Annotated in this window: 21 protein-coding genes; 14 read left to right on the forward strand and 7 right to left on the reverse strand. The window is 63.5% G+C overall.

What is annotated here, in order from left to right:
• Positions 1-42: 42 nt before the first annotated feature.
• On the reverse strand, positions 43-657 hold the full coding sequence (gene gstA, locus V1294_RS06445; RefSeq protein ID WP_334495880.1) for a glutathione transferase GstA: 615 nt from the start codon (positions 655-657) through the stop codon (positions 43-45).
• 128 nt (positions 658-785) lie between these two features.
• Here gstA and V1294_RS06450 point away from each other — a divergent pair, with 128 nt between their 5' ends.
• The 5 genes from V1294_RS06450 to V1294_RS06470 all read left to right on the forward strand — a co-directional run bounded on the left by V1294_RS06450 (position 786) and on the right by V1294_RS06470 (position 4,764).
• A complete protein-coding gene (locus tag V1294_RS06450) occupies positions 786-1,274 on the forward strand; it encodes a MarR family winged helix-turn-helix transcriptional regulator (protein ID WP_334495883.1) in 489 nt (162 codons plus the stop codon).
• Positions 1,275-1,370: 96 nt separating this feature from the next.
• Positions 1,371-2,741, forward strand: a complete 1,371-nt coding sequence (locus V1294_RS06455) for a glutamate--cysteine ligase (protein ID WP_334495885.1) — start codon at positions 1,371-1,373, stop codon at positions 2,739-2,741.
• 279 nt (positions 2,742-3,020) lie between these two features.
• Positions 3,021-3,545 (forward strand): PAN domain-containing protein, encoded by a 525-nt coding sequence (locus tag V1294_RS06460; RefSeq protein ID WP_442895429.1) that lies wholly within the window; start codon positions 3,021-3,023, stop codon positions 3,543-3,545.
• A gap of 91 nt (positions 3,546-3,636) precedes the next feature.
• Complete coding sequence (locus tag V1294_RS06465; RefSeq protein WP_334504527.1) at positions 3,637-4,041, forward strand: thioredoxin family protein; 405 nt, start codon at positions 3,637-3,639, stop codon at positions 4,039-4,041.
• A gap of 6 nt (positions 4,042-4,047) precedes the next feature.
• Entirely contained in the window at positions 4,048-4,764 is a 717-nt protein-coding gene (locus V1294_RS06470) for a cytochrome c biogenesis CcdA family protein (protein WP_334495889.1), read from the forward strand.
• 12 nt (positions 4,765-4,776) lie between these two features.
• On the opposite strand, the gene V1294_RS06475 is transcribed toward V1294_RS06470, so the two are convergent.
• The 5 genes from V1294_RS06475 to V1294_RS06495 form a co-directional block, all read right to left on the reverse strand.
• Complete coding sequence (locus tag V1294_RS06475; RefSeq protein WP_334495891.1) at positions 4,777-5,349, reverse strand: nucleotidyltransferase family protein; 573 nt, start codon at positions 5,347-5,349, stop codon at positions 4,777-4,779.
• Between the two features lie 98 nt (positions 5,350-5,447).
• Positions 5,448-5,789: an MmcQ/YjbR family DNA-binding protein gene (locus V1294_RS06480; protein WP_334495893.1), complete on the reverse strand. Its 342-nt coding sequence runs from the start codon at positions 5,787-5,789 to the stop codon at positions 5,448-5,450.
• Positions 5,790-5,900: 111 nt separating this feature from the next.
• Complete coding sequence (lepB, locus tag V1294_RS06485) at positions 5,901-6,674, reverse strand: signal peptidase I (RefSeq protein WP_442895430.1); 774 nt, start codon at positions 6,672-6,674, stop codon at positions 5,901-5,903.
• Positions 6,675-6,688: 14 nt separating this feature from the next.
• Positions 6,689-8,113: a metalloprotease TldD gene (gene tldD, locus V1294_RS06490; protein WP_334495896.1), complete on the reverse strand. Its 1,425-nt coding sequence runs from the start codon at positions 8,111-8,113 to the stop codon at positions 6,689-6,691.
• Between the two features lie 187 nt (positions 8,114-8,300).
• Entirely contained in the window at positions 8,301-8,696 is a 396-nt protein-coding gene (locus V1294_RS06495) for a winged helix-turn-helix transcriptional regulator (RefSeq protein ID WP_334495897.1), read from the reverse strand.
• Positions 8,697-8,830: 134 nt separating this feature from the next.
• On the opposite strand from V1294_RS06495, the gene V1294_RS06500 reads away from it, so the two are divergent.
• Genes V1294_RS06500 through V1294_RS06510 form a run of 3 tightly spaced genes read left to right on the forward strand, consistent with a single transcriptional unit; the run spans position 8,831 to position 10,403 of the window.
• Positions 8,831-9,223 (forward strand): DoxX family protein, encoded by a 393-nt coding sequence (locus V1294_RS06500; RefSeq protein ID WP_334495899.1) that lies wholly within the window; start codon positions 8,831-8,833, stop codon positions 9,221-9,223.
• Positions 9,224-9,233: 10 nt separating this feature from the next.
• A complete protein-coding gene (locus V1294_RS06505; protein WP_334495901.1) occupies positions 9,234-9,740 on the forward strand; it encodes a DsrE family protein in 507 nt (168 codons plus the stop codon).
• 51 nt (positions 9,741-9,791) lie between these two features.
• A complete protein-coding gene (locus tag V1294_RS06510) occupies positions 9,792-10,403 on the forward strand; it encodes a TlpA family protein disulfide reductase (RefSeq protein ID WP_334495903.1) in 612 nt (203 codons plus the stop codon).
• A gap of 267 nt (positions 10,404-10,670) precedes the next feature.
• Here the strand turns inward: V1294_RS06510 and V1294_RS06515 are convergent, their stop codons facing one another.
• Entirely contained in the window at positions 10,671-11,174 is a 504-nt protein-coding gene (locus V1294_RS06515) for an invasion associated locus B family protein (protein WP_442895322.1), read from the reverse strand.
• Positions 11,175-11,794: 620 nt separating this feature from the next.
• Here V1294_RS06515 and coxB point away from each other — a divergent pair.
• From coxB to V1294_RS06545, 6 genes are all read left to right on the forward strand, one after another.
• Positions 11,795-12,631, forward strand: coding sequence for a cytochrome c oxidase subunit II (coxB, locus tag V1294_RS06520; RefSeq protein WP_334495905.1), 837 nt, complete (start codon positions 11,795-11,797; stop codon positions 12,629-12,631).
• 82 nt (positions 12,632-12,713) lie between these two features.
• On the forward strand, positions 12,714-14,333 hold the full coding sequence (gene ctaD, locus V1294_RS06525) for a cytochrome c oxidase subunit I (RefSeq protein ID WP_334495907.1): 1,620 nt from the start codon (positions 12,714-12,716) through the stop codon (positions 14,331-14,333).
• 57 nt (positions 14,334-14,390) lie between these two features.
• Positions 14,391-15,329 (forward strand): heme o synthase, encoded by a 939-nt coding sequence (locus V1294_RS06530; RefSeq protein ID WP_334489327.1) that lies wholly within the window; start codon positions 14,391-14,393, stop codon positions 15,327-15,329.
• A gap of 7 nt (positions 15,330-15,336) precedes the next feature.
• Positions 15,337-15,501 (forward strand): CoxF protein, encoded by a 165-nt coding sequence (locus V1294_RS06535; protein WP_108522215.1) that lies wholly within the window; start codon positions 15,337-15,339, stop codon positions 15,499-15,501.
• Between the two features lie 50 nt (positions 15,502-15,551).
• Positions 15,552-16,178, forward strand: coding sequence for a cytochrome c oxidase assembly protein (locus V1294_RS06540; protein WP_417021307.1), 627 nt, complete (start codon positions 15,552-15,554; stop codon positions 16,176-16,178).
• 105 nt (positions 16,179-16,283) lie between these two features.
• A complete protein-coding gene (locus V1294_RS06545) occupies positions 16,284-17,174 on the forward strand; it encodes a cytochrome c oxidase subunit 3 (RefSeq protein ID WP_334489331.1) in 891 nt (296 codons plus the stop codon).
• The last annotated feature ends 17 nt before the right edge of the window (positions 17,175-17,191 follow it).

Below are 17,191 nucleotides of genomic sequence, written 5' to 3' on the forward strand. Positions count from 1 at the left end.
GGATCATCGATCCGGCCCTTTCGCATTCCATCGTTGAAAATCTCACGCCGCCTTCATCAGGCCTTCCTTGGTCAACGCTTCCTGCACTTTCGGGCGGGCGGCGACGCGGGCCTTGTAGGCCAGCAGGTTCGGCATGCCGGACAGGTCGAACTTCATCCCGTCCGCCCAGGACAGCATCGTGAACAGATAGCCGTCGGCGACGGTGAACTGGCTGCCCATCAAATAGTCGCGCCCCGCAAGCTGGCTCTCGACATACTTGAATTTGCCCATCACCCGGTCCTTGAAGAACGCCTTGGCCTCGTCGGCCAGCGCCGGCGAGAACATCGGGCCGAAACTCTTGTGCAGTTCCGTGGTGATGAAGTTGAGCCACTCCAGGAGCTTGTAGCGCTCGGCGCTATCGCGGGCGGGCGCGAGGTTCTTAGCCGCGGCCTTGTCGGCGATCATCTGGACGATGACCGGCCCCTCGGTGACCAGTTCGCCCGAATCGAGCGCCAGTACCGGCACCTGGCCCTTCGGGTTGACCTTCAAAAAGTCGTCACCGTTCTCCAGCTTCTTGGTGCGCAGGTCGACCTTGACCAGGTCATAGGGCAGACCGGCCTCGAGGAGCGCGATATGGGGGGATAGCGAGCAGGCGCCTGGCGTATAATACAGTTTCATCGGCTTTTCCTTCCCTCGATATTATCATTATCGGGTGGAGTGACTAAATGCATTTGCATGTAATAGTCAAGATTGATGCAGCTGCATTTAGTGCGGTACACTGATCTGTGACAGATACGGACTGGATGATGAAACGCAAACCATCGACCGAGGCGACCGCCGCCTGGATCCGCCTGATGCGGGTGCAGAGCCGGGTGCTCGATGCCGTCGAGCAGGATTTGAAGAAAGCGGGCTTTCCGCCGCTGGCCTGGTATGACGCGCTGCTGGAACTGTCGCGTGCGCCGTCCGGCGAGATGCGCCCGGTGGAACTGGAAAAGCAGATGCTGATCCCGCAATATTCGACCTCGCGGCTGATCGACCGCCTGGTGGACGAGGGCCTGGCGGCGCGGCGTGAATGCAAGATCGACAAGCGCGGCCAGTTCGTGGAGATCACGGAAGCCGGGCGCGAGCTGCAAAAGAAAATGTGGAACGCCTATTCGGCGGCGATCGAAAAGCACGTCGGCTCCAAACTGTCGGATGCCGACGCCATGAAGCTTTGCGGTCTGCTCGACCGGCTGGGCTGCTCCTGCTCCGACGTCAAGGCCGCCGCTGCCCGCGACGGCGTGCCGGCGCGATGACAACTCTGATATGTTTCGTTGTTGCGGACGATGCCGTCCGCATTCCCTTGGCCATAAGGCGCGTTCGGTCGAATCGCCAGATATCCGGATTTTTTCATGGCGCGTGACCAGATCGATATGACGCCGCTGCAATCGCGTGACGAACTCGTCACGTGGTTCGAGGCCGGCTGCAAGCCGCCGTCCGAGTTCCGCATCGGTACCGAACACGAGAAGACCCCGTTCACGCTGGAGGGCCGTCAGCCCGTGCCATACAAGGGCGCGCGCGGCATCGGCGCGCTGCTCGAAGGTATGCAGCTCCTGCTCGGCTGGGAGCCGATCATGGAGCGTGGCAACATCATCGGGCTCTACGACGTTACCGGCGGCGGCGCGATTTCGCTGGAGCCGGGCGGGCAGTTCGAGTTGTCGGGGGCGCCGGTCGAAAACGTGCACCAGACCCAGGCCGAGCTGATGGCGCATCTGGCGCAGGTGCGCGAGATCGCGACGCCCCTTGGGATCGGCTTTCTCGGGCTCGGCATGACGCCGTCGTGGTCGCGGGAGCAGATTCCCGTGATGCCCAAGGGCCGCTACAAGATCATGAGCAACTACATGCCGAAGGTCGGGCAATATGGCATCGACATGATGTACCGGACCTGCACGGTGCAGACCAATCTCGACTTCTCTTCGGAAGCCGACATGGTCAAGAAGCTGCGCGTGTCGATTGCGCTGCAGCCGGTGGCGACCGCCCTGTTTGCCAACTCGCCCTTCACCGAAGGCAAGTCCAATGGGTACCTGTCGTTCCGCTCCGAGATCTGGCGCGACACCGATAACGCGCGCTCCGGCATGTTGCCGTGGGTGTTCGAGGACGGCATGGGGTTCGAGCGCTGGGTCGACTATGCGCTCGACGTTCCCATGTACTTCGTCAAGCGCGGCGACACCTATATCGACGTCGCAGGTTCCTCGTTCCGCGCCTTCTTCGAGGGCCGCAACAACTCACTGCCTGGCGAGCGTCCGACCTTGTCGGACTGGGCCAACCATCTGTCGACGATTTTCCCGGAAGTCCGCCTCAAGCGTTACCTGGAAATGCGCGGTGCGGACGGCGTGCCATGGGGCCGGCTGCCGGCGCTGCCGGCGTTCTGGGTCGGGCTGCTGTATGACGACGAAAGCCTGAACGAGGCCTGGGAGCTGGTCAGTCACTGGACCGCGCCGGAGCGTCAGGCGCTACGCGACGACGTGCCGCGCTTCGGCTTCAAGGCCAGGATCAAGGACCGTTATCTGTTCGAAATCGCCCGGGAATGCCTGAAGCTGTCGCATGCCGGCTTGCGGCGGCGTGGCCGCGTCGATCATTCCGGCCGCGACGAGAGCCGTTACCTCGAACCGCTGGAGCGCATCCTCGAATCGGGCCGCACGCCGGCGGAAGAAATGCTCGACAAATTCAACGGCGAGTGGGGCGGTTCCGTGGAGCCCGTCTATCAGGAATACGCGTTTTAATTTAACGGGTTGCTTAACCTTTGGGCCGTTCATCCACCGTACAGGTTGATGGCGCTCAAATGACGGCCGGATGGAGCATGATCTCCGCGCAAACGCGTTTTTCGCGTTTGTCGCGAACGAAGACCGGTGCCGGTCTTCCAAGGAAATCATGCTCGAATCAAAGGGCTGGGGCGGGACGGCTTTTAGAAGAAAAGCCATCCCGCGCTGGAAGCGCATACTCGAAAGCAACGTACTCGAAAGCAACCTTGCATGGGGACTGTTCGCCTGCTCAGGGCGTGTATGGTGACGCTCGCCTTTTTGGCGGCGGCCGTAGGCGCGCGCCCGGCGCTGGCGCAGGCCAATTTCGACCGTCCCGGCGGCGATTATCTCAGCTCGCCCGTGATCTCGGGCGATCCGGCGGAATGCGCGCTGGTGTGCGAGCGCGACCGCCGCTGCCGTGCCTGGACCTTCAGCTATCCGACCGACCTGACCAAGGGCGCGGTATGCTGGCTCAAGAGCAACGTGCCGGCGCGGGTACAGAGCGATTGCTGCGTCTCGGGCGTGCGCGGCGCCGGCGTGGTCGAACGGCGCAACGAGACAACCGAAACCTCGATCGACCGCTTCGGCGGCGACTACAAGAGTTTTGATCTCAAGAGCGGCGACGGCGACGACGCCTGCAAGGCCGCCTGCGCCGCCGACAACAAATGCCGCGCCTGGACCTATGCCCGGCCCGGCTACGCCGGCAAGGAGGCGCACTGCTTCCTGAAGAAAGACATCAAGCCGCCGCGGCGGAAGGCGGGGTTTATTTCCGGGGTGGTGCGGTAACATTTCAGGCCCTGCGACGTAATTGGCATGCGCACTGGAACTGTTCGTTCCGGTCGAGCGCATCTGGCTGCGCGTATTCAGGGAGATCATGATGAAATTCTCGCGGAGGTTCTTTGGCGGTGCCGTTGTCGCGGCCGGTCTGGCGCTCGCCGGTTCGCTGTCGCCGGCTCTGGCCGGCACGCCCATTCCGTTCTCGGCGGAGGCCTTCAAGGCGGCCCAGGCCGCGGGCGGCCCGATCCTGGTCGAAATCCATGCCGACTGGTGCCCGACCTGCAAGGCGCAGGGACCTATCCTCGACAAGCTGACGGCGGATCCGAAGTTCAAGGACTTGAAGGTATTCCGGGTCGATTTCGACACGATGAAACCGGTGGTGAAGCAATTCGGCGCCCAGATGCAGTCGACGCTGATCGTGTTCAAGGGATCCGCCGAGAAGGGCCGTTCCGTCGGCGATACCAAGCAGCCCTCGATCGCGGCGCTGCTCGACAAGAGCCTCTGAGCTGCCGTGAGCGCCCTCGCGCTGGCCTTCGTGGCTGGACTGCTTTCGATCCTGTCGCCCTGTGTGTTGCCGCTGGTGCCGATCGTGCTCGGCGCTGCCGTCGCCGCGCACGCGTTCGGCGCGTTTGCGCTGGCAGCGGGCCTCGCAATCTCTTTTACCTTGCTTGGCTTGCTGCTTGCGCTGGTCGGATTCGGCCTCGGCATCGATGCCGGAATCTTCCGCATGGCTGCCGCAGCGATCATGATCGCGCTGGGTGCGGTGCTGCTCGTTCCCTCCTGGCAAGCGAGGCTCGCGGCGGCCGGCGGGCCGGTGGCCGGTTGGGCCGATCAGCGCCTCGGCGGTTTTGCCTCCTCGGGCCTCGCCGGACAGTTTGCCATCGGCCTCCTGCTCGGCGCCGTCTGGTCGCCTTGCGTTGGACCGACGCTTGGTGCGGCGTCGCTGCTGGCCTCGCAGGGCCGCGACCTGCCGCAGGTCGGATTGACGATGGCGGTCTTCGGCATCGGTGCCGGGGTGCCGCTGGTTTTGCTGGGATTGCTGTCGCGCGCCTCCCTGATGCGCGTCCGCTCCGGCCTGTTGTCAGCGGGAAAGCTCGGCAAGGGCTTGCTCGGAGCCGCATTTATTCTGATTGGCGCTGCGATCGTCAGCGGTACGGACAAGAAAATCGAGGCCGCGCTGGTCGATGCCTCACCGCAATGGCTGACGGATTTGACGACCTCGTTCTAGTGGCGCCGGTGATCAGGCCGAATCCGCCGGCAGCACCGTGATCTCCGGCCACAGCGCCTTCCATCGTTGCACCTTCGCTTCGTAATTCGCCGCGGAAAAATTCGCGCCGGGATTGGGCCGCACGATCAGTGCGGCGATATCGTCGCAGCCATTCGGCGCGTAGACCTCGTAAGCCTCGCGCGTGCGGCGGATTCCGATCTGCGTGTTCCTGGTCAGGAATCGGTCGATGCCTTGCGTCGAGCGACGCAGCGGCGGATAGGGCAGGCCATGTTTCTCGGGGTACCAGAGATGAACGCGCGCCTGGTTGCGCGCCTCGACCTTGATCCCGCGTGTGGCGAAACGCTCGGCCAGCGTGCGGATGACCTTGTCTTCCGCCTCCCACGACATATCGGGATCGAAATAGAACACGTCGTAATCGTTGATGCCATAATCGATCGCGCGCTTCGTCAGCACGTTCCACACCGTTTGCACCAGGCATCCGGAGACCAGCCATGCATCCGGCAGCGCCAGCCGAAACAGTTCCTCGGCAATGATTTCGTTGGCGCGATTTTGCAAGGCGGCGGTGAGGAATTGGTCTTTATCCATAGGCAAGCTGCCGTAGGGTGGGCAAAGGCGCGCTTGCGCCGTGCCCACCATCTTGTTTCGCGATTGGAAATTGGTGGGCACGCTTCGCTTTGCCCACCCTACAAATTCGCGTCGAATTCCTTCACCGCCTTCTTCGACGCCAGCGAGCGCCAGTGCCGGCGCAGGAACGGCTCGACGGTGGCGCGGCTGGCCTTCGACAGGCGGATCAACACGATCGGATAATCGCGGTAGTGATCAGTGAAGTAAAACACCTTCGGCTGGCTTTCCACCAGCATCTCGCGCTCGTCCCTTGGCACGCCCGGCATCACCAGGCTGTCGGCGTCTTCCCTCAGCCGCGCCAGCATCTTCTTGCGCACCTTCAAGGCCGGCGTGCCGTAAGAGGTGCCGTCTTCGACCTCAGGCCATGTCAGCGCGATTTTTCGGACATCGTCGAAAGTCATGGATTGTGCCGTAGGGTGGGCAAAAGCGAAGCGTGCCCACCATAAGCTTGATCGCTGGCGAGTTGGTGGGCACGGCGCAAATGCGCCTTTGCCCACCCTACTTCTACGCGCTCAATGCACGGACGTAAAAAACCGCGCCAGCCGAAAACCCGACAGCCAGGTCCACACCGGCTGGCTACGCATGCCGAGATCCCACGAGCCGACCACGGCATCAGCCCGGCCGATCAGATTGTCGATCGGCAGCAGCCCCACGCCGCCGTCGCGCACCGCGACACGGCTGTCGGCGGAATTGTCCCTGTTGTCGCCGAGCACGAACAGTTGGCCCGGCGGCACCGTCACCTCGGGCGTGTTGTCGAGCCTTCCATTGTCGCGCATCTTGAAGATCGCGTGGCTGACGCCGTTCGGCAGCGTCTCGACGAAGCGATAGGCCTGCTCCGTGTTGCCGCGATCGTCTTCCGCCTGGCCGACGCCTTCCGGCTTCAACGCCGCGGCGTGGTCGTTGATGAAGAGCTGGCCCTGACGCATCTGGATGCGGTCACCCGGCAATCCCACCACGCGCTTGACCCAGGCCTGCGAGCGGTCGCCCGGCCAGCGGAACACGACGACGTCGCCGCGCTTGGGCGTATCGCCGAACACGCGGCCGGTTTCCGGCAGCGTGATCTGGATCGGCAGCGACGCCGCGCCGTAGCCGTAGGGAAATTTCGAGGCCAGCAGCGCGTCGCCGATCAGAAGCGTCGGCTCCATCGAGCCGGACGGCACGTAAAACGGCTCGGCCAGCGCGCCCTTGGCAACGAACACGACGGCGACGATCGCAGCCAACTGCATGGCCTGCGCGCGCCAGCTCACCGGTTTGGCGATCGAGCTTTCCTTCCGGTCGCTCACCATCTTCTCGTCGCTCACTAGCCCGTTCCTCCAACCGTGATCTTTTCCATCCGCAGCGTCGGCTGGCCGACGCCGACAGGCACGCCCTGGCCGTTCTTGCCGCAGGTGCCGATGCCGGTATCGAGCGCCAGATCGTTGCCGACCATGGTGATCCGATGCAGGTCGGTCGGCCCGTTGCCGATCAGCATTGCGCCCTTCAGGGGCGCGCCGAGCTTGCCGTTCTCGATCTTGTAGGCCTCGGTGCACTGGAACACGTATTTGCCCGAGGTGATGTCGACCTGGCCGCCGCCGAAATTCGCGGCGTAGATGCCGTTCTTCACGGAGGCCAGAATTTCCGCCGGATCGCGCTGCCCTGCCAGCATGTAGGTGTTGGTCATGCGCGGCATCGGCACATGGGCGTAGCTCTGGCGACGGCCGTTGCCGGTCGGCTTCATGTTCATCAGCCGCGCGTTCTGCCGGTCCTGCATGTAGCCGACGAGGATGCCGTCCTCGATCAGCATGGTGCGGTTGGTCGGCGTGCCCTCGTCGTCGATGGAGAGAGAGCCACGCCGCGAGGCCATGGTGCCGTCGTCGACGACCGTGACGCCCTTGGCCGCGACCTGCTTGCCCATCAGGCCTGCAAAGGCCGAGGTCTGCTTGCGGTTGAAGTCGCCTTCGAGGCCATGACCGACGGCTTCATGCAGCATCACGCCGGGCCAGCCGGCGCCCAGCACCACGTCCATTTCACCGGCAGGCGCGGGGACCGATTCCAGATTGACCAGCGCCTCGCGGATCGCACCGTCGGCTGCCTCGCGCCACGCCTTGGTCTCGATGAACCGCGCATAGCCCTCGCGGCCGCCATAACCCTTGCTGCCGCTCTCCTGCCGGTCGCCTTGCCCTGCGACCACCGAAATATTGACCCGCACCAAGGGCCGGATGTCGCGATAGCTCTCGCCGTCGGGGCGCAGGATTTCCACCACCTGCCAGGTGGCGCCCAGGCTGATGGAAGCCTGCCGCACCCGCGGATCCTTGTCGCGCACATAGGCATCGATCTCGGCCAGCAGCTTTACCTTGGCCTCGAAGCCCGGCGCATCCAGCGGATTCTCGTCGCCATAGAGCTGCACATTGGTATGCGCCGGCGCCGCGGCAAAATTGCCGCTGTAGCCGCCGCGCACGGCGGCCACGGCGTCGGCGGCACGGATCAGCGCCGGCAGCGAGACGTCGGAGGAATGCGCGTAGCCGACCGCGTCGTCCTTGACCGCGCGGAGGCCAAACCCCTGGCTGGTGTCATAGGTCGCCTGCTTCAGACGGCCATTGTCGAAGCCCAGCGCTTCGGTCTGGCCATATTCCAGGAACAGCTCGCCGTCGTCGGCCCCCTCAAGCCCCCGCGTAATCTCACGTCGGACGGCATCGCGGTCGAGATTGGCGCGGTCGAGCAGGGAGGTTGTGGCGGGATTGGTCATGCAGACTCCGATTCAGCGAAAATGCTTCGTCGTCCCTGCGAAAGCAGGGACCATAACCACAAGCGCCGGCATTGTAAGCGCAGACGTGTGGCGAGTTCACATTACAACATGGACATCTGTGGTTATGGTTCGCAGGAACGACGATGGCTTGAAAGATAGTCATGACAGCCCCGAAAGGGGAGCCCCTTCACGGCAGCTTGTTGTCCGCCTTGCCGGCAACCTCCGCACCGGGCTCCGGCCTGGCGTGTGCATTGGCCCAGCGGAACAGTTCGTCGAATACTGGCCGCAACGCCCGAGCCGCCGGGGTCATCTCGTATTCCACGCGTGGCGGCACTTCGGGAAACACCGTGCGCTTCACCAGGCCCTCGCTTTCGAGGTCGCGGAGCTGGGTCGTCAGCATGTGCTGCGTCACGTCGGGGATAGCGCGCCGCAATTGGCCGAACCGCTGCTTGCCGTCGACAAGCTGCCAGAGGATTTCGCCCTTCCACTTGCCTGAGAGCAGACGAAGCGCCCGATGCAACTGCGCTCTGGCCCGCTCAGAGGGGCATTCTTGCCCTTCATTCTCATTAGTCTGCTTTTTCATGCTACCCCAGAAAAATCATCCTACTTGTCAATTTCATCTTAGTCCCGAATTTTGGGTTTGACAGCCCCTCAGGGCTTTCTCCGTCGGCGGACGGCACGGCTCTCCGCCGCTTTCACCATTCCAGGAGTTTTTCGATGTCGACAATTGTTGCGCCTGCCAGATCGCGCTGGACCTCTGCCGCCTTGTGGGTCGTCAGGGGATTGCTTGCGCTCGCCTTTGTGGCGGCCGGCGGGGCGAAGCTCTATGGCGTTCCGATGCTGGTCGACGAGTTCGAGCACATCGGGCTCGGACAATGGTTTCGCTATGTCACCGGCGGTCTCGAAATCATCGGCGCGATCCTGCTGCTCCTGCCGCGGAAGGCTGCCCTCGGCGCGTTGCTGCTGATCTGCATCATGACCGGCGCGGTGATCACCCATTTATTCGTCATCGGCGGCTCGGCGGTGCCGGCCATTGTTCTGCTGGCGCTGAACGCTGTGGTCGCCTATGCGGAGCGGAGTCAGATCGCATGGCTTGCCGAGACCGCATGAGGCTGCTGCGATGCGCCTTCCTCGCCGCGAGTTGACGATTGCCATGAGGCTGATCCTGGCCTTCGTGGCGCCGCTGACCGTGACCCTGTTGCTGACAGGATCGGGGGCCGCGGACTCAAAGCCGCAGCCGAAACCTGCCGCTTCGGTTCGGATGCATCGGCTGGTGCTGCCGATCAATACCGATGACCCTACCACGATGCGGGCGCTGATCTCGACCTCGCTCAACCTTCCAAAATACTATCAGGAGCGGAACGAAGCCTTCACGATCGAAGTCGTCGCCTACAACGCCGGCGTTCACATGCTTCGCGCCGATACTTCACCGGTGAAGGACATGCTGCGGATACTGAGAGGGGTCAATCCGAACATCCGTTTCGTGGTTTGCGAGGCGACCAAGCTTGGCATGGAGCGCCAGGAGGGGCATCCAATTACGCTGCTCGATAACGTCGACCTCGTGCCGAGCGGACCCGGGCGCATCATCGAATTGCAGGAAGCCGGCTGGTCCTACATCCGGTCGTGACAAATGGGCCAGAGCTGCATGGGCCCAGAGCTGCATAGCGGAACATCAGACATGACGTCGTATCGCAGGCCGAACCGCCGCACCGTCGTCGCCGGCATGATGGGTGCGGCCGCCTCGCTGGCGATGCCGGCGTTGCCGGATCGCGCCCGGGCCGGCGGACCGCCGCCATTCGCAACCGTCAGGCATCAGTTCACGGAGGTTCGTGGCGCCCGCCCGGTCCCGGCGGTGCCAATCCCGCGCCTCGGCGCAGCGGCGCTCAATCTGGCGTCCTTCCGCGGCAAGGTGGTGCTCGTCAATTTCTGGGCCACCTGGTGCCCGGCCTGCCGCACTGAACTGCCGATACTGGATCGGCTCGCGAGAAACGGCCGCGCCGACCTTGCGGTCGTGGCCATCGCGACCGATCGCGATCGATCGCTGGTCGCGCCCTTCGTGAAAAAACTGAAGCTTCGCAACCTCGCGATCGGCCTCGATCCCGGCGGACTGGTAGTGCGTGCCGGCGCAAGCGACGGCGTCGACACGCCGTTCGCGCTTTACGGCATGCCGATTTCCTTCCTGCTCGGCGTCACCGGGCAAGTCGAAGGCTACATTACCGGTGAAGCGGATTGGCTCTCGCAGGAAGCGGGCCGATTGTTCGATTACTACGCCAGTGCCGGGCGCGGGTGACCGAGACGAACCCGGCTTTGAGGCTGGAGTAGGAGGAGATTAGATTGGGCCGTGACGACGGACCATCTCGTGCCCCGGACGCGAGCGGCCTAAGTGCTGCGGGCGGGGCTCATTCTACTTTGCATGGGGTTGTTTTCGCGATTTTGTGTCCCGGCCCTGCGGTGTACCGCCGAAGAGTATCTGCACGGCGTCCGGGACACGGGATCGTGCTTCGCGCTAACGGCGAATCGATTCGACTCCAACCCATCTTGATCTAGCGTCGGCGGCTCACGGCAGCTTGTCATACCCCTCACCCAGCCCGTTCAGACTGAGCGGAAACCCAATTCCCTCTTCGGGCGTCTCAAAAATAATAAACGTCGCCGTCTTGGCGCTCCGAAGCTGCCCGAGCAGCTTCTCATCCATCACCACCTCAGCCACACATCCATTCGGCAGGCACCTGACAAACCCGGCCCGCCCAACGTCCTGGTTGTCGAGCTTCAGCCCAAGCCCGGAGGGCAGCAGTACGCCGAGGGGCGCCACCACCCGCATCAGCTTGCTCTTCTGGTCGGCGGTCTTGAGCACGATCACGGTGAGGCCGGCGTTGGAGCGGTCTTCGGCGACCACGCTCTGGATCAGGGCGCATTGCTCGCCTTGGGCGCCGGGCGGGGTGTCGCAGCGGATCTGCCAGTCGCCGTGGACCGACCGCACCGCGCCTTGGGCGCTGGCCGCCTGGGCCAGGCCGAGCAGGAACGCTGCGGCGAGCAGGCCGCCGAGCCAGCGGGCCGGTTCCAAGCCAAGTCTTGCCTGGCCAAGTCTTGCCTGGCCAAATCCCGTCTGATGCATTCCCGCCTGATGTTTCGAACGCCCCATCCGGGTCGGTCCTCTTGATCTTTATCTTTCCGGTAGCGCCGGCGACATTTCCGGCCCAAGCCGGCACCACATTGTGATTGAGCTTACCGGACTGATACGCAATGACGGCGCCTTGAAGGCAGTCCCGCAGCCAATCCACGCCGCCTGAGGACCGCCCCTGGCCTCACGCGAATCAGGCCGCTCGGGAGCGCCGTGACTGTGCCTACATCCGGCAACCGGGCTGTCAAGCGGCGAAGCCTTGCAAAATGGCGGGTTTTTGCTGATTCGCCGGGAAAATCCGACATCCGGCGAATAGCAGGTGACGCATGGCGTTGCGCCCCACTACTGCATTGCGAGAGCCTTAGAATTATGGTTTGAGAGGCGGGATTTCGACGCGTTCTAACGATCAGGCCAAGGGTACTGTAGCAATGCTGTTGCAGGTACTTTTGAAGGTGTACTTCCAAAAGTACCTCCGGTAGGCCGTTTGTGAGGGCGGATCGTGCGGCATTTCCGGCCATTCGGCTGAAATGCTTTGGGGACTTATTCAAGGGAGCGCGAGCGGCATGAAGATGTCGAGTGGCCTGATGGGCCGGCGATTGCTGGGGTTGACGGTGGCGGGCGTGGCGCTCGCAGCCGGCGGGGCGGCTTTTGGGGCGCAGCCCAAGCCGTGGGAAATGACGCTGCAGGAAGCCGCGACCCCCGTGATGGAAAACATCATCAGCTTCCATAACTTGCTGCTGGTGCTCATCACGCTGATCACCCTGTTCGTGCTGGTGCTGTTGGTCATCGTGGTGGTGAAGTTCAACGCCAAGGCCAATCCGGTCCCCTCCAGGACCACCCACCACACGCTGATCGAGGTGGCCTGGACGCTGATTCCGGTGCTGATCCTGGTCGCCATCGCGGTGCCGTCGTTCCGCCTCTTGTTCCAGCAGCTCGACATTCCCAAGGCTGACCTCACGGTAAAGGCCACCGGCAAGCAGTGGTACTGGAGCTACGCCTATCCGGATAACGGCAAGTTCGAATTCGATTCGCTGATGGCGGCCGACAAGCAGCCGCGCCTGCTCGGCGTCGACAACGAGATGGTGGTGCCGGTCAACAAGGTGATCCGGGTCCAGACCACCGGCGCGGACGTCATTCACGCGTTCGCGGTGCCGTCGTTCGGCATCAAGATCGACTCGATCCCCGGCCGTCTCAACGAGACCTGGTTCAAGGCCACCAAGGTCGGCATGTATTACGGCCAGTGCTCGGAACTGTGCGGCAAGGACCACGCCTTCATGCCGATCGCGGTGCGGGTGGTGACCGATCAGGAATTCGCTTCCTGGGTTGAGGCGGCGCAGAAGAAATATGCGACCAACCCGGCGAACACGTTCGCCTCGGCTGGTGGTCAGGCCGCGCAGTAAGGCGCGGCCAAGGGACAAGCACGGGACAAGGGCGACGGGACCTGAAAAGGTCCGAAAAGGGACTGCAAGGCAGGATTTCAAAATGGCAACGACCGCAGCGACACACCACGATCACGCCCATGATGACCACGCCCATGCCAATCCGACCGGATGGCGGCGCTGGGTCTATTCGACGAACCATAAGGACATCGGCACGATGTACCTTATCTTCGCGATCTTCGCGGGTGTCATCGGTGCGGCGATGTCGATCGCGATCCGCATCGAGCTGATGTATCCCGGCGTCCAGTTCTTCCACGAATCCCATACCTACAATGTGTTCGTGACCTCGCACGGCCTGATCATGATCTTCTTCATGGTGATGCCGGCGATGATCGGCGGCTTCGGCAACTGGTTCGTGCCGCTGATGATCGGCGCGCCCGACATGGCGTTCCCGCGCATGAACAACATTTCGTTCTGGCTGCTGCCGGCCTCCTTCGCGCTGCTCCTGATGTCGACCTTCGTCGAAGGTGAGCCGGGCGCCAATGGCGTCGGTGCGGGCTGGACCATCTACGCGCCATTGTCCACCTCGGGTCATCCGGGGCCGGCGGTGGATTTCGCGATCCTGTCGCTGCATCTGGCCGGCGCCTCCTCGATCCTCGGCGCCATCAACTTCATCACCACGATCTTCAACATGCGCGCGCCGGGCATGACCCTGCACAAGATGCCGCTGTTCGTCTGGTCGATCCTGGTGACGGTGTTCCTGCTGCTGTTGTCGCTGCCGGTGCTCGCCGGCGCCATCACCATGCTGCTCACCGACCGCAATTTCGGCACCACCTTCTTCTCCGCCGACGGCGGCGGCGACCCTCTGCTGTTCCAGCATCTGTTCTGGTTCTTCGGTCATCCCGAAGTGTACATCCTGATCCTGCCCGGCTTCGGCATGATCAGCCAGATCGTCTCGACCTTCTCAAAGAAGCCCGTGTTCGGCTATCTCGGCATGGCCTACGCCATGGTCGCGATCGGCGGCATCGGCTTCGTGGTGTGGGCGCACCACATGTACACCGTCGGCATGTCCTCGGCGACGCAGGCCTATTTCGTCGCCGCCACCATGGTGATCGCGGTGCCGACCGGCGTGAAGATCTTCTCCTGGATCGCCACGATGTGGGGCGGCTCGATCGAGTTCCGCACACCGATGTTGTGGGCGATCGGCTTCATCTTCCTGTTCACGGTCGGCGGCGTCACCGGCGTCGTGCTGGCCAATGCCGGCGTCGACCGCGTGCTGCAGGAAACCTACTACGTGGTTGCGCACTTCCACTACGTGCTGTCGCTTGGCGCCGTGTTCGCGATCTTCGCCGGCTGGTACTACTGGTTCCCGAAAATGTCGGGCTACATGTACTCGGAGACCATCGGCAAGCTGCACTTCTGGTTCACCTTCATCGGCGTGAATCTCGTGTTCTTCCCGCAGCACTTCCTCGGGCTGTCAGGCATGCCGCGCCGCTACGTCGACTATCCGGACGCGTTTGCGGGCTGGAACCTGGTGTCGTCGCTGGGTTCCTACGTTTCGGGCTTCGGCGTCTTGATCTTCATCTACGGCGTGGTCGATGCCTTTGCGAAGAAGCGCGCGGCCGAGGCCAATCCGTGGGGCGCCGGCGCCACCACGCTGGAATGGACGCTGCCGTCGCCGCCGCCCTTCCACCAGTTCGAAGTGCTGCCGCGCGTTCAGTAACCGGTCGTTCGCGGCGCCGCCGTTGCGCGCCGCGGCTTGAGTGAAGCGAGATAGATCTTGTCGGTAGTCGATCACAACGCCATCGATGCTCTGCCCCGGATTTCCGAGGCGGAGGTCGGTGATTACATCGCGCTGTTGAAGCCGCGGGTGATGTCGCTCGTGATCTTCACCGCGCTGGTCGGCCTCGTGATCGCGCCCGGCCATGTGCACCCCGTGCTGGCGTTCACCGCGATCCTCTGCATCGCGGTCGGGGCCGGCGCTTCGGGCGCGATGAACATGGCCTATGAGGGCGACATCGACGCATTGATGTCGCGCACCGCCAACCGCCCGATCCCGCGCGGACGCATCACGCAGGGCGAGGCGATGGCGTTCGGCCTGATCCTGGCGTTCTTCTCGGTGCTGACGCTCGGCATCCTCGTCAACTTGCTGGCCGGTGCGCTGCTGGCGTTCACGATCTTCTTCTATGTGGTGGTCTACACCATGTGGCTGAAGCGCTGGACCGCGCAGAACATCGTGATCGGCGGCGCCGCGGGCGCGCTGCCGCCTGTCGTGGCCTGGGCCGCGGCCACCGGCTCGCTGTCGATCGAGCCGCTGCTCCTGTTCCTGATCATCTTCTTCTGGACCCCGCCGCATTTCTGGGCGCTGGCGCTGTTTCGTTCGGACGACTATGCCCGCGCCGGCGTTCCGATGCTGCCCGTGGTCGCCGGACCCGATGCGACGCGGCTGCAGATCCTGCTCTATACCATCGTGCTGGTCGCGATCGCGGCCGCGCCCTGGCCGCTCGGCTATTTCGATGCGGTCTACGGCGTCACCTCGCTGGTGCTCGGTTCCGGCATGATGTGGCTGGCCATCGCGGTCTATCGCCGCCGCGAGGGCAGGGAAGCGCTGCGCGCCACGCGCCGGCTGTTTGCGTTCTCGATCCTGTATCTGTTTGCGCTGTTTGCGACCCTGCTGCTCGAAGTGGTCGTCCGCGCCGTCGTCCCTTTGTTCGGGTAGGGGGCGCATGGACGACAATCGAAAGCCAGATGGAATCGTCCTCACCGAGGCGCAGAAAAGAAGCCGCCGCCAGCGCTCGATCGCGATTGCGCTCGCACTCGGCGTCCTCGTCGTGCTGTTTTTCGCGGTCACCATGGTCAAGGGGCCGGCCGTTCTCGTCCGGCCCATGTGATCTTTGAATGTTAATATTTGAATGTAGTTGAGATGGAAAACAAACCGCAGATGCGCGAGGGAGTGACGGGGAGCGGCAAGACCGCTTCGCGCCGTACGCTCACGCGCGATGCGGCGGTCGCCTCGATCTGCGGCTTCGTGGTGGTGTTCATGGTCGGCGCGTCCTATGCCGCCGTGCCCTTCTACAACTGGTTCTGCCGCGCCACTGGCTTCAACGGTACCACCCAGGTCGCGACCTCGGCGCCATCAGACGCGCCGCTTCAGCGCAAGATCGCGGTGCGGTTCGATGCCAATGTCGGCCCCGGCCTGCCCTGGAAATTCGAGCCCGAGCAGAACGAGATCGAGGTCCGGATCGGCGAGGTCGTCACCGTGTTCTATACCGTGACCAACCAGGCCGCGCGTCCCACCACCGGCGTTGCGGCCTACAACGTCGCGCCGCTGACGGTCGGCGCCTATTTCCAGAAGATCAACTGCTTCTGCTTCACCGAACAGACCATGGGCCCGGGCGAGAAGCGCGAGATGCCAGTCGTGTTCTACGTCGATCCGCAGCTTGCGAAAGACAGCGAGAACGACACCCTGAAAACGATCACGCTATCCTACACCTTCTATCCCGTGCGCGATCCGGCGCCGAAGCCGGTCGCGGCCGGCGAAGGCGACAGGCGCAAAGGAAGCCTGTGACGGGAAACTTGTGAACCAGGAATCCCGTATCTAACGGGATTTCGGATTTGAAATTTGAGACGAATATGTGCCGAAGGGAACGGCACATCCAACGGAGAGACCGCAATGGCTACGGCGCACGCGAAGCACCACGACTACCACCTCGTCGATCCGAGCCCGTGGCCGGTCGTAGGCTCGATCTCGGCCTTCATCATGGCGGTGGGTGCGATCACCTGGATGCATCACATGTTCGCCGCGGCGCCGATCATCTTCGGCGTCGGCACCATCGGCGTGCTCTACACCATGGCGAGCTGGTGGGGCGATGTGATCCGCGAAGCCCAGTACAAGGGCGACCACACCCGCGTGGTGCAGATCAGCCACCGCTACGGCATGATCCTGTTCATCGCCTCCGAGGTGATGTTCTTCGTCGCCTGGTTCTGGGCCTTCTTCAATTCCGCGCTGTTCCCCGCCGACGCGGTCCACGCCACCCGCGATGCGGTGTTCGGCTGCGGTCCGGGAACGGCGATGGGCGCCTGCAGCGTGCCGGGCACCTGGCCGCCGAAGGGCATCGAGACCTTCGACCCCTGGCATCTGCCGCTGCTCAACACGCTCTTGCTGCTGACCTCGGGCACGACCGTCACCTGGGCGCATCACGCGCTGCTCGAGGACGACCGTCAGGGCCTGAAATACGGCCTGATCCTCACCGTGCTGCTCGGCGTCGCCTTCACCTGCGTGCAGGCCTATGAATACGCCCACGCCACCTTCCACTTCTCCGGCAACATCTACGGCGCGACCTTCTTCATGGCGACCGGCTTCCACGGTTTCCACGTGCTGGTCGGCACCGTGTTCCTGCTGGTCTGCCTGTTGCGCGCCTATGCCGGCCACTTCACGTCGAAGCAGCATCTCGGCTTCGAGTTCGCCGCCTGGTACTGGCACTTCGTCGACGTGGTGTGGCTGTTCCTGTTCATCTGCATCTACGTCTGGTTCCGCGGTGCGGGGCCGGTGGCCGGGCACTGATACAGGCTTGACGTGCT

Source organism: Bradyrhizobium sp. AZCC 1678 (genome assembly GCF_036924765.1).
Lineage (GTDB): Bacteria > Pseudomonadota > Alphaproteobacteria > Rhizobiales > Xanthobacteraceae > Bradyrhizobium > Bradyrhizobium algeriense.